At 55.8% G+C, this 12918-nt stretch carries 14 protein-coding genes; 10 read left to right on the top strand and 4 right to left on the bottom strand.

Translation table 11 applies throughout. From position 1 onward, the window contains the following. Positions 1-104: 104 nt before the first annotated feature. The 3 genes from aroP (at position 105) to ACQG0S_RS03725 (ending at position 3998) form a co-directional block, all read left to right on the top strand. The gene (aroP, locus tag ACQG0S_RS03735; protein WP_023299335.1) at positions 105-1475 is read left to right on the top strand and encodes an aromatic amino acid transporter AroP; all 1371 of its coding nucleotides are present in this window, start codon (positions 105-107) and stop codon (positions 1473-1475) included. A gap of 164 nt (positions 1476-1639) precedes the next feature. Next, positions 1640-3037: a glycoside-pentoside-hexuronide (GPH):cation symporter gene (locus ACQG0S_RS03730; protein ID WP_022647062.1), complete on the top strand. Its 1398-nt coding sequence runs from the start codon at positions 1640-1642 to the stop codon at positions 3035-3037. 10 nt (positions 3038-3047) lie between these two features. After that, positions 3048-3998 (top strand): glycoside hydrolase family 43 protein, encoded by a 951-nt coding sequence (locus ACQG0S_RS03725; RefSeq protein ID WP_157508431.1) that lies wholly within the window; start codon positions 3048-3050, stop codon positions 3996-3998. An 18-nt stretch (positions 3999-4016) separates the two neighbouring features. Here ACQG0S_RS03725 and ampE read toward each other — a convergent pair whose 3' ends face one another. Beyond that, positions 4017-4871 (bottom strand): beta-lactamase regulator AmpE, encoded by an 855-nt coding sequence (gene ampE, locus ACQG0S_RS03720; protein WP_023299333.1) that lies wholly within the window; start codon positions 4869-4871, stop codon positions 4017-4019. Next, on the bottom strand, positions 4868-5431 hold the full coding sequence (ampD, locus tag ACQG0S_RS03715) for a 1,6-anhydro-N-acetylmuramyl-L-alanine amidase AmpD (RefSeq protein ID WP_022647059.1): 564 nt from the start codon (positions 5429-5431) through the stop codon (positions 4868-4870). Before ampD ends, ampE begins: the two co-directional genes overlap by 4 nt. Positions 5432-5518: 87 nt before the next feature. Between ampD and nadC the strand changes: the two genes are divergently transcribed. The 4 genes from nadC to hofC all read left to right on the top strand — a co-directional run bounded on the left by nadC (position 5519) and on the right by hofC (position 9590). After that, a complete protein-coding gene (gene nadC, locus ACQG0S_RS03710; protein ID WP_022647058.1) occupies positions 5519-6412 on the top strand; it encodes a carboxylating nicotinate-nucleotide diphosphorylase in 894 nt (297 codons plus the stop codon). 174 nt (positions 6413-6586) lie between these two features. Next, positions 6587-7024, top strand: a complete 438-nt coding sequence (gene ppdD / locus ACQG0S_RS03705; protein WP_023299332.1) for a prepilin peptidase-dependent pilin — start codon at positions 6587-6589, stop codon at positions 7022-7024. A 12-nt stretch (positions 7025-7036) separates the two neighbouring features. Further along, positions 7037-8416, top strand: coding sequence for a type II secretion system protein GspE (gene gspE / locus ACQG0S_RS03700; protein WP_022647056.1), 1380 nt, complete (start codon positions 7037-7039; stop codon positions 8414-8416). Beyond that, on the top strand, positions 8406-9590 hold the full coding sequence (gene hofC / locus ACQG0S_RS03695; protein ID WP_426750030.1) for a protein transport protein HofC: 1185 nt from the start codon (positions 8406-8408) through the stop codon (positions 9588-9590). The genes gspE and hofC overlap by 11 nt, the downstream gene beginning before the upstream one ends. 33 nt (positions 9591-9623) lie before the next feature. Here the strand turns inward: hofC and ACQG0S_RS03690 are convergent, their stop codons facing one another. Further along, positions 9624-10667, bottom strand: a complete 1044-nt coding sequence (locus tag ACQG0S_RS03690) for a GMP reductase (RefSeq protein WP_022647054.1) — start codon at positions 10665-10667, stop codon at positions 9624-9626. Between the two features lie 228 nt (positions 10668-10895). Here ACQG0S_RS03690 and coaE point away from each other — a divergent pair, with 228 nt between their 5' ends. From coaE to yacG, 3 genes are read left to right on the top strand one after another with little or no spacing between them, the layout of a single operon-like run. Then, positions 10896-11516 carry a dephospho-CoA kinase gene (gene coaE, locus ACQG0S_RS03685; RefSeq protein WP_023299329.1) on the top strand — a complete coding sequence of 207 codons (621 nt, stop codon included), beginning with the start codon at positions 10896-10898 and terminating at the stop codon, positions 11514-11516. Further along, positions 11516-12259, top strand: coding sequence for a cell division protein ZapD (gene zapD, locus ACQG0S_RS03680; RefSeq protein ID WP_022647052.1), 744 nt, complete (start codon positions 11516-11518; stop codon positions 12257-12259). The genes coaE and zapD overlap by 1 nt, the downstream gene beginning before the upstream one ends. 9 nt (positions 12260-12268) lie before the next feature. Further along, complete coding sequence (gene yacG / locus ACQG0S_RS03675; protein WP_003856332.1) at positions 12269-12463, top strand: DNA gyrase inhibitor YacG; 195 nt, start codon at positions 12269-12271, stop codon at positions 12461-12463. A gap of 34 nt (positions 12464-12497) precedes the next feature. Here yacG and mutT read toward each other — a convergent pair whose 3' ends face one another. Further along, positions 12498-12890, bottom strand: coding sequence for an 8-oxo-dGTP diphosphatase MutT (gene mutT / locus ACQG0S_RS03670; protein WP_046619985.1), 393 nt, complete (start codon positions 12888-12890; stop codon positions 12498-12500). Positions 12891-12918 lie beyond the last annotated feature (28 nt).

Here is a 12918-nt window from a genome sequence, read left to right as displayed (position 1 = left end):
CGCTTTTTTCGGTATCATTAACCGTAAAGAAATAAATACAGAATATGGACTTTCATAATTACACACGCACAGCGTGAACATAACAACCACACACGAGGTTTCAAATGGAAGCTCAACAGCATGGCGATCAGCTAAAGCGCGGCCTTAAAAACCGCCATATTCAGCTCATCGCCCTGGGCGGTGCTATTGGTACTGGCCTGTTTCTGGGCAGTGCGTCCGTTATCCAGTCGGCCGGTCCGGGCATCATTCTGGGTTACGCGATTGCAGGTTTCATTGCGTTTTTGATTATGCGCCAGTTAGGGGAAATGGTCGTTGAGGAGCCGGTTGCAGGCTCTTTTAGCCACTTTGCCTATAAATACTGGGGCAGCTTTGCGGGCTTCGCCTCTGGATGGAACTACTGGGTTCTTTACGTGCTGGTTGCTATGGCGGAACTCACCGCCGTCGGTAAATACATTCAATTCTGGTACCCGGAGATCCCCACCTGGGCGTCTGCGGCAGTCTTCTTCGTGCTGATCAACGCCATTAACCTGACCAACGTGAAAGTGTTTGGGGAAATGGAGTTCTGGTTCGCCATTATCAAAGTAATTGCCGTTGTAGCGATGATCATTTTTGGCGGCTGGTTGCTCTTCAGCGGCAACGGTGGCCCGCAGGCAACCGTACGCAACCTCTGGGAACAGGGCGGGTTCCTGCCGCACGGCATGACCGGCCTGGTAATGATGATGGCGATCATTATGTTCTCCTTCGGCGGTCTGGAGCTGGTGGGCATCACCGCCGCGGAAGCCGACAACCCGGAGCAGAGCATCCCGAAAGCCACAAATCAGGTTATCTACCGTATTCTGATCTTCTACGTGGGCTCCCTGGCGGTCCTGCTCTCCCTGCTGCCATGGACACGCGTCACGGCGGATACCAGCCCGTTTGTGCTGATCTTCCACGAGCTGGGCGACACCTTCGTGGCGAACGCGCTTAACGTCGTAGTGCTGACCGCCGCGCTCTCTGTTTATAACAGCTGCGTTTACTGCAACAGCCGTATGCTGTTCGGCCTGGCGCAACAGGGCAACGCACCGAAAGCGCTGCTTACCGTTGATAAACGTGGCGTACCGGTTAACACCATTATCGTGTCGGCGGTCGTGACGGCGCTTTGCGTTCTGATTAACTACCTGGCACCGGAATCGGCCTTCGGCCTGCTGATGGCGTTGGTGGTTTCCGCGCTGGTGATCAACTGGGCGATGATTAGCCTCGCGCACATCAAGTTCCGCCGCGCCAAGCAGCAGCAGGGCGTAACCACGCGCTTCCCTGCCCTGCTCTATCCGCTGGGGAACTGGGTTTGCCTGCTGTTCATGGCGGCCGTGCTGGTCATCATGCTCATCACGCCAGGCATGGCGATTTCCGTCTACCTCATCCCGGTGTGGATTGCGATCCTCGGCGTGGGCTATATGGTGAAACAGAAAAACGCCAAAACGGTGAAAGCGCACTAAGTGTTTTCTCGCTGTACCCGCGGTTGCGGGTACAGCGTCTTGTTACCTTCCTCACAAATTCACGCCAACAGCAAAATCCTCCATATCACCGCCCTTATATTGCAACGCATATATCCGTTTGCCAGCGAATAATTCTCTCCATACCGAAACCCGGAGATCTGTCGATGGATAACAACAAACTGTCAGTAAAAGAAAAGATCGGCTATGGCATGGGTGACGCCGGATGCAACATTATCTTTGGCGCCATCATGTTATTTGTTAACTATTTTTATACGGATATTTTTGGTCTGGCGCCTGCGCTGGTTGGGGTACTGCTGCTGTCCGTTCGCGTGATTGACGCCGTAACGGACCCAATCATGGGCGCGATTGCCGACCGTACCCGCAGCAAATATGGCCGATTTCGTCCATGGCTACTGTGGATTGCCTTCCCCTATGCGCTGTTCAGCATCCTGATGTTCACCACCCCAGAGTGGAGCTATAACAGCAAAGTTATCTATGCATTTGTCACCTACTTCCTGCTGTCGCTGACCTATACCGCCATCAACATTCCGTACTGCTCGCTCGGTGGCGTGATCACCAACGACCCAAAAGAGCGCGTAGCCTGCCAGTCCTATCGTTTTGTTATGGTCGGTATCGCCACGCTGCTGCTGTCGCTTACGCTCCTGCCAATGGCTGACTGGTTCGGTGGGGATAACAAAGCCAAAGGCTACCAGATGGCGATGACCGTGCTGGCGCTGATTGGTACCTGCATGTTCCTGTTCTGCTTCGCCACGGTGCGCGAGCGCGTTCGCCCGGCTGTACAAACCCACGACGAACTGAAAAACGACCTGAAGGATGTGTGGAAGAATGACCAGTGGGTGCGCATTCTGCTTCTGACGCTCTGCAACGTCTGCCCGGGCTTTATCCGCATGGCGGCCACCATGTATTACGTCACCTGGGTAATGGGGCAAAGCACCCATTTCGCCACGCTGTTTATCAGCCTGGGCGTTGTCGGCATGATGTTCGGCAGTATGCTGGCGAAAGTGCTGACCGACCGCTGGTGCAAGCTGAAGGTCTTCTTCTGGACCAACATCGCGCTGGCGATTTTCTCCTGCGCCTTCTACTTCTTCGACCCGAAAGCGACGACAACCATTGTTGTGCTTTACGTCCTGCTGAATATCCTGCACCAGATCCCATCCCCTCTGCACTGGTCACTGATGGCCGACGTGGACGACTACGGTGAATGGAAAACCGGGAAACGTATCACCGGGATCAGCTTCTCCGGCAACATCTTCTTCCTGAAGCTGGGTCTGGCGATTGCCGGGGCGATGGTTGGCTTCCTGCTCTCCTGGTACGGTTATGACGCGGGCGCAAAAGCGCAGAGCGCGGATGCCATCAACGGCATTGTGCTGCTCTTTACCGTCATCCCTGGCATTGGATATTTAATTACCGCGGGCGTTGTACGTCTGCTGAAAGTGGACCGTGAGACCATGAAGCAAATCCAGTCCGATCTGGAGAAGCGTCGCACCAACTATCGTGAACTGAGCGACTATCAGGAATTTAAAGCCGCTGAGACTAAATAAGGAAAGCCGAATGCAAACCTGGCCAAACCCGTTTATTGAACAACGCGCCGACCCGTATATCCTGCGCCACGAAGGACAATATTACTTTATCGCCTCCGTGCCGGAGTATGACCGGCTGGCGATCCGCCGCGCGGACTCGCTGGAAGATTTAGGCAATGCCGAAGAGGTAGTTGTCTGGCGCAAGCCCGACACCGGCCCGATGAGCCAGCTGCTCTGGGCACCGGAACTGCATCATATCGACGGCAAGTGGTACATCTACTTTGCCGCCACACATACCCAGGCGCTCGACGAACTCGGGATGTTCCAGCATCGCATGTTCGCCATTGAATGCGCAGATCGCGATCCGCTCACCGGTACGTGGGTGGAAAAAGGGCAAATCAAAACCCCGTTTGACACCTTCGCGCTGGATGCCACTACCTTTGTGCATCAGGGCAAACGCTGGTATCTGTGGGCGCAAAAAGCCCCGGACATTTCCGGTAACTCCAATCTTTACCTGTGTGAAATGGAAAATCCGTGGACGCTGAAAGGCGAGCCGGTGATGCTCAGTAAACCGGAATATGACTGGGAGTGCCGCGGATTCTGGGTCAACGAAGGCCCGGCGGTGCTGTTCCATGGCGATAAGCTATTTATCAGCTATTCCGCCAGCGCCACCGACGAGAATTACTGCATGGGATTACTGTGGATAGACGTAGATGCCGATCCGCAAAACCCGGCTAACTGGCATAAATCCCCGCGCCCGGTGTTCGTCACCAGCTACGAAAACCGTCAGTATGGACCAGGCCATAACAGCTTTACGCAGACGCCGGAAGGCGACGATGTGCTGGTCTACCACGCGCGAAACTACACTGAAATTGAAGGCGATCCGCTTTACGATCCGAATCGCCACACTCGCCTGAAGCTCGTCCGCTGGGACGACAACGGGATGCCTGATTTCGGCATCCCGCCTGCGGATACGCTGTAACGGCTTCGGCGCGCTGGGTCAGACCAGCGTGCCGTAAATCGTCAGCAACGCCACAATCACCACCACCACAAACGACGTTTTTTTCGCCATCGAGACGGCAGCTTTAGGCGTTTCGACTTTGTTCGTGTGCGGCTCGCGAGCCAGCGAGAATTGAGCCAGTCGGGTTAAGACCTGATACTGCGCGGTATGGCGGTCTGCAAGGGAGGCAAACCACGCTGGCAACGCCTTTTCACCGTGACCGATGAGGGCATAGACCACGCCGACCAGTCGCACCGGAAGCCAGTCGAGCACGTGCAGAATGGCATCAATGCCGGACTGGAGACGTTCATGCGGCGTAAGGTAGCGGGCAAGCCAGGTCTGCCAGGCGCGCAGAAAAGCATAGCCCATCAGCAGTACTGGTCCCCATGGACCGCCCACCACAAACCAGAACAGCGGCGCCAGGTAGTAACGGAAGTTAATCCACAGCAGCGCGTTTTGTAGCTCGCGCAGAAATTCGCGTTCATCGCAGTCCGGCGGTACGCCGTGGATCATCGTCAGCTCGCTCGCCATCGCGCCGCGCGCGTGGACATCATCCCGGGAAGCAGCTTTCAGATACGCGTGATAGTGCAAACGCACCTTGCCCGCGCCAATACACAACACGCCCAGCAGTATCCATACCACCAGCAGCGGCACGTTGAAAAAGAGGCCGTAAAGTGAGCGTAGCAACAGGAACGTAATCACCATCACACCTGCCGTCATAAGCAGCGTGCGTAGCATGGAAAAATGCCTGATCCGGCGGAATAACACTTCCAGCCGATGATCCAGATGCCAGTGCTCGCCGAGCTTAAACAGGCGTTCGGCGATCATAACCAGCAGCATGGTAAACAACGTCATGTTATCTCCTTATCTGACGACGTGGTAAGCATGGCGTGAAACCGGGACCAGTCAAACGCCGGGCCGGGGTCGGTTTTTCTTTCGGGGGCGATGTCGCTGTGCCCCGTAATATTGTCTGCAATGGCGGGATAAAGCCCCACTAAAGTTTGCGTCACAGCAACCAGTTTCTGATATTGCGCATCGGTGTAAGGCGTGGTGTCCGTTCCTTCCAGTTCAATTCCAATGGAGAAATCATTGCACCGTTCGCGCCCCTGATACATCGACACGCCGGCATGCCAGGCTCGCTTATCAAAAGGAACATACTGAACCACTTCGCCATCACGGCGGATCAGGCAGTGCGCCGATACGCGCAAATGCGCAATCTCAGCAAAGTAAGGATGAGCATCTGGATCTATTGTTCCCGTGAATAACGCGTCGATCCACGGACCGCCAAACTCACCTGGCGGGAGACTTATGTTGTGAACCACCAGCAGTGTGGGCTTTTCATCCTCCGGGCGGCAATCGTGGTGCGGCGACGGTACATGTCGCGCGTCCACCAGCCATCCGTTTTCTAACAACATGCTGGAACTCCTTATCTATGGTGCTGTTACTCGGTTCAGAGTAGCATGTTTCAATATTATGATTCGTTACCAATTTGGAGTTTTATCATGCCGCCTCGCCGCTATAACCCCGACCACCGACGTGACGCGCTTCTGGAACGTATTAATAGTGATATCCCGGCAAGCGTTGCCCATGCCCTGAGAGAAGACCTCGGCGGTGACGTCAGCGCCGATAACGATATTACCGCCCAATTGTTGCCAAAAGAGACACGGTCGCACGCGGTAGTCATCACCCGCGAAGCGGGGGTTTTCTGCGGCAAACGCTGGGTTGAGGAGGTCTTTACCCAGCTGGCGGGCGACGAGGTGCAGGTAACATGGCACGTTGAGGACGGTGATGCGGTCACGGCAAATCAGCCACTGTTCGAGCTGGACGGCCCGTCCCGCGTCTTGCTGACCGGTGAACGCACCGCGCTCAATTTTGTGCAAACGCTCTCTGGCGTTGCCAGTGAAGTACGCCGCTACGTTGACCTGCTGGCAGGCACTCGCACGCAGCTGCTGGATACCCGTAAAACCCTGCCGGGCCTGCGTACCGCGCTGAAATACGCCGTGCTCTGCGGCGGCGGCGCCAACCATCGTCTGGGGCTATCCGATGCCTTCCTGATCAAAGAGAACCACATTATTGCCTCTGGCTCGGTACGTCAGGCCGTGGAAAAAGCCTTCTGGCTGCATCCGGATGTGCCGGTCGAAGTGGAAGTGGAAACGCTGGATGAGCTGGACGAGGCCATTAAAGCGGGGGCTGACATCATCATGCTCGATAACTTCGACACGGAGCAGATGCGTGAAGCGGTCAAACGCACAAACGGCCAGGCGCAACTTGAGGTGTCCGGCAACGTGACGTTCGACACCCTCCGCGAATTTGCTGAAACCGGCGTCGATTATATCTCCGTTGGCGCCCTGACCAAGCACGTACGTGCCCTGGACCTCTCGATGCGCTTCAAATAACTGATCTTCCCCTCTCCGCCCGGAGAGGGGAAATACGAAACCGCTCGCAATTACGCTGTCCTTCTCTGCAACACTGAATCATTTCCCTGAAAGCCCTTTCACGTTCGCGCTTTTGCCCCTCGTTTCTGCGCGCCGGTACTGCCACAGTAGCGCCACTTAACGTAAGGAGCAGATATGAACAGACAACAAGGATTTACCCTGATTGAGCTAATGGTGGTCATTGGCATTATTGCCATCCTGAGCGCGATTGGCATCCCGGCCTATCAGAACTACCTGCGAAAAGCAGCGCTCACCGATATGCTTCAAACGTTCATTCCCTACCGCACCGCTATTGAGCTTTGCGCCCTGGATCGTGGTGGTGTGGATCGCTGCGACGCAGGAACCAATGGCATCCCCTCCCCGACTACCACGCGTTACGTTTCAGCGATGAGCGTGGCGAAGGGGGTCGTATCGTTAACAGGGCAGGAAAGCCTTAACGGACTTGAAGTGCTCATGACACCGATCTGGAGCGACGGTAACGGTATGACGGGCTGGACGCGTGCCTGCAACATTGCGTCCGACACGGCGCTCAGACAAGCCTGTGAAGATGTTTTCCGCTTCGACAACAACTGACAGGAGTCGACAATGAATACCGAACAGCTTATGACGCTCTGTCAGCGCCATCACGCACTGCTACTTGCAAGCGACACCGAGATGATCAGCATTGCGGTGGTGGGTAATCCTGCCTCTGAGCTGATGGAAGCGTTACGCTTCGCCACACAGAAACGTATTGATATTGAGTGCTGGACGGCCGAACGGATGGAAAAACGGCTTCAGTCCCTCTCATCATCACACCTGCCGGGAATAGTGCCAAACTCAGCCGCTGACGTGCTCAGTACAACGTTGCAGCAGGCAGTGAACCAGCGGGCTTCTGACATCCATATTGAACCGACGGAACACGGCTACCAGATCCGTTTGCGAATCGACGGTGTTCTCTACCCGCAACCGCCGGTTTCCGCCGCCCTCGGTACGACGCTTGCCGCACGCCTGAAGGTGCTGGGCCAACTGGATATTGCGGAGCGCCGCCTGCCGCAGGACGGTCAGTTTACGGTGGAGCTAGCAAGCGTCCCCGTCTCTTTTCGTATCGCAACCCTTCCCTGTAGCGGTGGAGAAAAAATCGTGCTTCGTCTGCTTCACCAGGTGCAGCAGGCACTGGAGCTTGAACTGCTGGGGATGAGTGCAGACCAGCAGGCCCGTTTTGCCGGGGCGCTTAACAGCCCTCAGGGGTTGATTCTGGTCACCGGCCCGACCGGTAGCGGGAAAACGGTGACGCTGTACAGCGCGTTACAGGCGCGAAATACCCCTGACGTTAATATTTGCAGCGTGGAAGATCCCGTTGAAATCCCGCTTGCAGGCTTAAACCAGACGCAGATTAATCCGCGCGCGGGGCTGACCTTCCAGAGCGTGCTGCGTGCCCTGCTCAGGCAGGATCCTGACATCATTATGGTGGGTGAAATTCGTGACGGCGAAACGGCAGAAATTGCCATTAAGGCGGCGCAAACCGGGCATCTGGTGCTGTCCACCCTCCATACTAATTCGACGACTGAAACGCTGGTACGGCTGCAACAGATGGGCGTCGCGCGCTGGATGATCTCTTCGGCGCTCTCGATGGTGATTGCCCAGCGGCTGGTGCGTCGTTTATGCCCGTACTGCCGACAGGAAGCCAGCCGCCACACCGAATTACCTCGCACGCTGTGGCCCCGGCCGCTTCCTCGCTGGCAACCCACCGGTTGCGAGCGCTGCTACCACGGTTTTTATGGTCGCGTAGCCATTTTTGAAGTGCTCGTCATCGACGACACGCTGCGGCAGGCCATCGCCAGCGGAGCAAGCACGGAGGTGATTGGGTCCAGCGCACGTCAGGCGGGAATGACCTCTTTGTTTGAGCACGGCTGCATGGCCGTAGAGCAAGGGCTGACCACGCTCGAAGAGCTGTTGCGCGTCCTGGGAATGCCCGATGGCTGCTAATTCGCTCTGGCGCTGGCGTGCCCTGACCACCGAGGGGGAGGTGCAAACCGGCACCCTCTGGGCCATCGACCGTAACGCAGCTTACACGGCTCTGGTGCTTAAACAACTGCACCCGCTGGCGCTAAAACGCTGCCAGCAGCGACACCGATGGCAGGTGCAACACTGCTACGATATTTTTCGCCAGCTCGCCACGCTGCTACAGGCCGGACTCACGCTGTCCCAAAGCCTGCACATGCTGGCGGAACAGCATCCTTTGAAGCACTGGCAGGCGCTGCTGCACAGTCTTGCTGATGACCTGAGCGAAGGTTGCGCCCTGTCAGAGGCCATGAAGAAATGGCCAGAGGTGTTTAGCCCCCTTTATGTCTCGATGGTGGAGACGGGTGAGCTGACGGGTAAGCTCGAAGCCTGCTGCCGTCAGCTTGCGCTGCAGCAAAAATCCCAGCAGCAGCTCAGTGCAAAGGTGAAGAAAGCGCTGCGCTATCCGCTGATCATCCTGACGCTGGCCGTTTTCGTGGTGCTGGCGATGGTCACGCTGGTTTTGCCTGAGTTTGCTGCAATCTACAAAACATTCAACACCCCGCTCCCTTTGCTCACGCAGGCAGTCATTGGGCTGGCGGCCCTGGTTCAGGCGCATATCCTCACTCTTTTGGCCCTGCTCGTGGCAATGGTTGTCATCGCCTGTAAGCTGCGGCGGCATCCGCGCTGGCAGTACGTCCTGTTACATGTACCGGTGATGGGCACGCTGATGCGTGGGCAAAAACTGGGGCAAATTTTTACCGTGCTGTCATTAACCCAGCAGGCCGGGATTGCCTTTTTACAAGGACTGGAGAGTGTGGAGGAAACCGTTGAGAGTGGCTACTGGCAGGAGAAACTCCGTGAGATACGCAGCGATATCGAACAGGGGATGCCCGTGTGGTCCTCCTTCCAGAAGGCCTCTGTTTTTACACCACTGTGTATTCAGCTCATTCGCACCGGAGAAGTGTCGGGTTCACTGGATGTGATGCTGATGAATCTGGCCCGCCATCATACGGAACAGACATTCCAGCAGGCAGACAATCTGGCGGCGCTTCTTGAGCCTTTGCTACTGGTCGTGACAGGTCTGATTATTGGCACGCTGGTGGTGGCGATGTATCTGCCAATTTTCCATCTGGGGGATGCAATGAGCGCGGGGTAATGCTGGCGCACGGACGCGCGCCAGCCGTAGCCGTCAGAGGCTATTAAATACGCGGTTTTCCTGCTCCTGAACGCGGATAAACGTCGTGCGTTTCGTCAGCTCTTTCAGGCGGGAAGCCCCCACGTAGGTGCAGGCAGAACGCAGACCGCCGAGGATATCGCGCGCCGTGTTTTCGACCGGGCCACGCAGTGGCAGCTTAACGGTTTTGCCTTCCGCCGCACGGTATTTCGCGACACCACCCACGTGACGGGTCATCGCAGATTCAGAGCTCATTCCGTAGAACAGCATGAATTTCTCACCGTTCTCTTCCACCACGGTACCACCGCTCTCTTCGTGGCCGGCCAGCATGCCACCGAGCATCACGAAGTCCGCGCCGCCGCCGAAGGCTTTCGCCACATCGCCTGGCATGGTGCAGCCACCGTCGCTGATGATCTGGCCGCCCAGACCGTGCGCGGCGTCAGCGCATTCAATTACCGCAGACAGCTGCGGATAACCCACACCGGTTTTCACGCGCGTGGTGCAAACGGAGCCCGGGCCAATGCCCACTTTCACAATGTCGGCCCCGGAGAGGATCAGCTCTTCACACATTTCACCGGTCACCACGTTGCCCGCGATGATGGTTTTGGTTGGCCAGGCTTCACGCGCCTTGCTGACGAACTGGACGAAATGCTCGGAATAACCATTTGCCACGTCAATGCAGACAAAATTCAGCGCCGGATTGGCGTTCAGGATCTGTTTGGTTTTCTCGAAATCTGCATCAGACGTACCGGTCGAGACCATCACATGCTTCACAACGTCAGCCGAGGCGGAGGCGACAAACGCATTCCACTCCTCAGGGCTGTAGTGTTTATGTACCGCAGTAAGGATGTCGAATTGCGCCAGCGCGGTCGCCATCTCGAAGGTCCCGACGGTGTCCATGTTGGCCGCGATAATCGGCACGCCAGACCACGTCTGACCGGAATGCTTAAAGGTGAATTGACGTTCGAGTTCAACGTCTGAGCGACTTTTCAGTGTAGAGCGTTTAGGGCGGATAAGAACGTCTTTGAAACCTAACTTCAGATCTTCTTCAATACGCATGTGCGGATTCCTGGGGTTAGAGGCAAATATATTAAAAGCACAACTCCAGTGACGCTATCATACGCACTAATACCTGCTCCGCAAGACTGCGAAATTCTCTTTTTTTACGCTACAATTCTATAAATTTACCTGGTAAAAAGCGGGTAAAGAGAGCTAAACATTGGCTGTTGTAAGTTTGAATTTTAAGCAACTGATTTTAAAACTGAATAATTCCCAGGATCTGATTTAATGGGGTATATCGTCGCATTAACCGGCGGCATCGGTAGTGGTAAAAGCACCGTTGCGCACGCGTTTGCTCGTCTCGGCATCACGATTATCGACGCCGATATCATTGCCCGTCAGGTGGTAGAACCCAATACACCCGCCTTAAACGCCATCGAAGCGCATTTTGGTCGCCGTGTGATACAGGCTGACGGCACCCTGAATCGTCGGCAGCTGCGTGAGTGCATATTTTCCGATCCGGCGGAAAAAGCCTGGCTTAATGCCCTGCTCCACCCCATTATCCACCATGAAACTCAGCGTCAGATTGCCGCAGCCAGTTCGCCCTATGTGTTGTGGGTGATCCCGTTACTGGTGGAAAATCAGCTACAGAATAAGGCGGACAGAACGCTGGTGATTGACGTTTCCCGCGAAACGCAAATCCAGAGAACCATGGCGCGTGACCATGTTTCACGCGAGCATGCTGAACAAATTCTTGCCGCACAGGCCACGCGCGAAGCGCGCCTCGCCGTTGCGGATGATGTTATTGATAATAACGGCGCACCAGATGCCATTGCATCGGATGTTGCTCGTCTGCACGCGCAGTATCTGACCTTCGCCGCGCAGGCCGTTGCACAGGAAAAACCATAATGTCGACTCATATCCTTTTTGAGCATCCGCTTAACGAAAAAATGCGTACCTGGCTACGCATAGAATTTCTTATTCAACAACTTTCACAACATCTGCCCGTCAACGATCATGCCACCGCGCTGCATTTTTTCCGCAACGTGGGCGATCTGCTGGATGTGATTGAACGCGGCGATGTCCGCACTGAGCTGTTGAAAGAGCTGGAGCGCCAGCAGCGTAAATTACAGGCCTGGGCCGAAGTACCGGGCGTAGATAAAAGTCGAATTGACGCTTTACGCCAGCAGCTAAAAAACAGCAGCGCGACGCTGATGGCCGCGCCGCGCGTTGGACAATTTTTACGCGAGGACCGTCTGATTGCGCTGGTGCGTCAGCGTCTGAGCATACCGGGCGGTTGCTGTAGCTTTGACCTTCCAACGCTGCATATGTGGCTGCACATGCCGCAGGAACAGCGCGATCGCCAGGTAAACAGCTGGATGGGCAGTCTGGAGCCGATGAATCAAACGTTATCCCTGATCCTCGATCTTGTGCGTAACTCTGCCCCGTTCCGCAAGCAGACCAGTCTCAACGGTTTTTATCAGGATAACGGCGACGACGCCGATCTTCTGCGTTTGAATCTCTCTCTTGGCGAGCAGCTTTACCCGCAAATTTCCGGACATAAAAGCCGTTTCGCGATCCGCTTTATGCCGCTGGACAGTGAGCATGGCACCGTGCCGGAACGCCTCGATTTTGAACTGGCCTGTTGTTAAGGAGTGCCGATGTCTGACGTAACCACCGTAAACTGCCCAACCTGTGGGAAAACTGTCGTCTGGGGAGAAGTGAGTCCATTTCGCCCATTCTGCTGCAAACGCTGTCAACTTATAGACCTGGGCGAATGGGCGGCGGAAGAGAAACGCATTCCGAGCGAAGGCGATCTCTCGGATAGCGATGACTGGAGCGAAAACCAGCAGTAACATTTAAAGCCTGCTGGCGCTTCGCTTAGCAGGCCTACGGTTGTGCGACCAGCCGGAGGATCACAGGCTCATTGGCAGGCGGGAATTTTTCCGCATCGCTGGCCTGAAGCTCAATCCAGTTACCCGGCTGCCCCTCTTTTCCCCATGGCTCACCTTCCCAGTTTTCCACCAGCCAGAACCACAGCGTGATGTGCCTGTCCGGAAACTGGTACTCCAGCTTATCGAACAGCGTTGCGCCAAGCGGGGTGATCCCCACCTCTTCCTGAAGCTCACGCACCAGCGCCTGCTCCGGCGTTTCACCTGATTCGATTTTTCCGCCGGGGAATTCCCATTTGTTGGCCATATGCGCATCGGCGGCACGTTGGGTAATGAAGATCTGGTTTTGCGGGTTGCGAATGATCCCGACAGCAATTTGCAGTGTTTTCATCATGTCACTTCCATAAAAAAGGCGCAGA

This window comes from Enterobacter cloacae complex sp. 418I7 (assembly GCF_050030705.1).
Lineage (GTDB): Bacteria > Pseudomonadota > Gammaproteobacteria > Enterobacterales > Enterobacteriaceae > Enterobacter > Enterobacter intestinihominis.
This window is presented reverse-complemented; position numbering and strand designations above follow the sequence as displayed.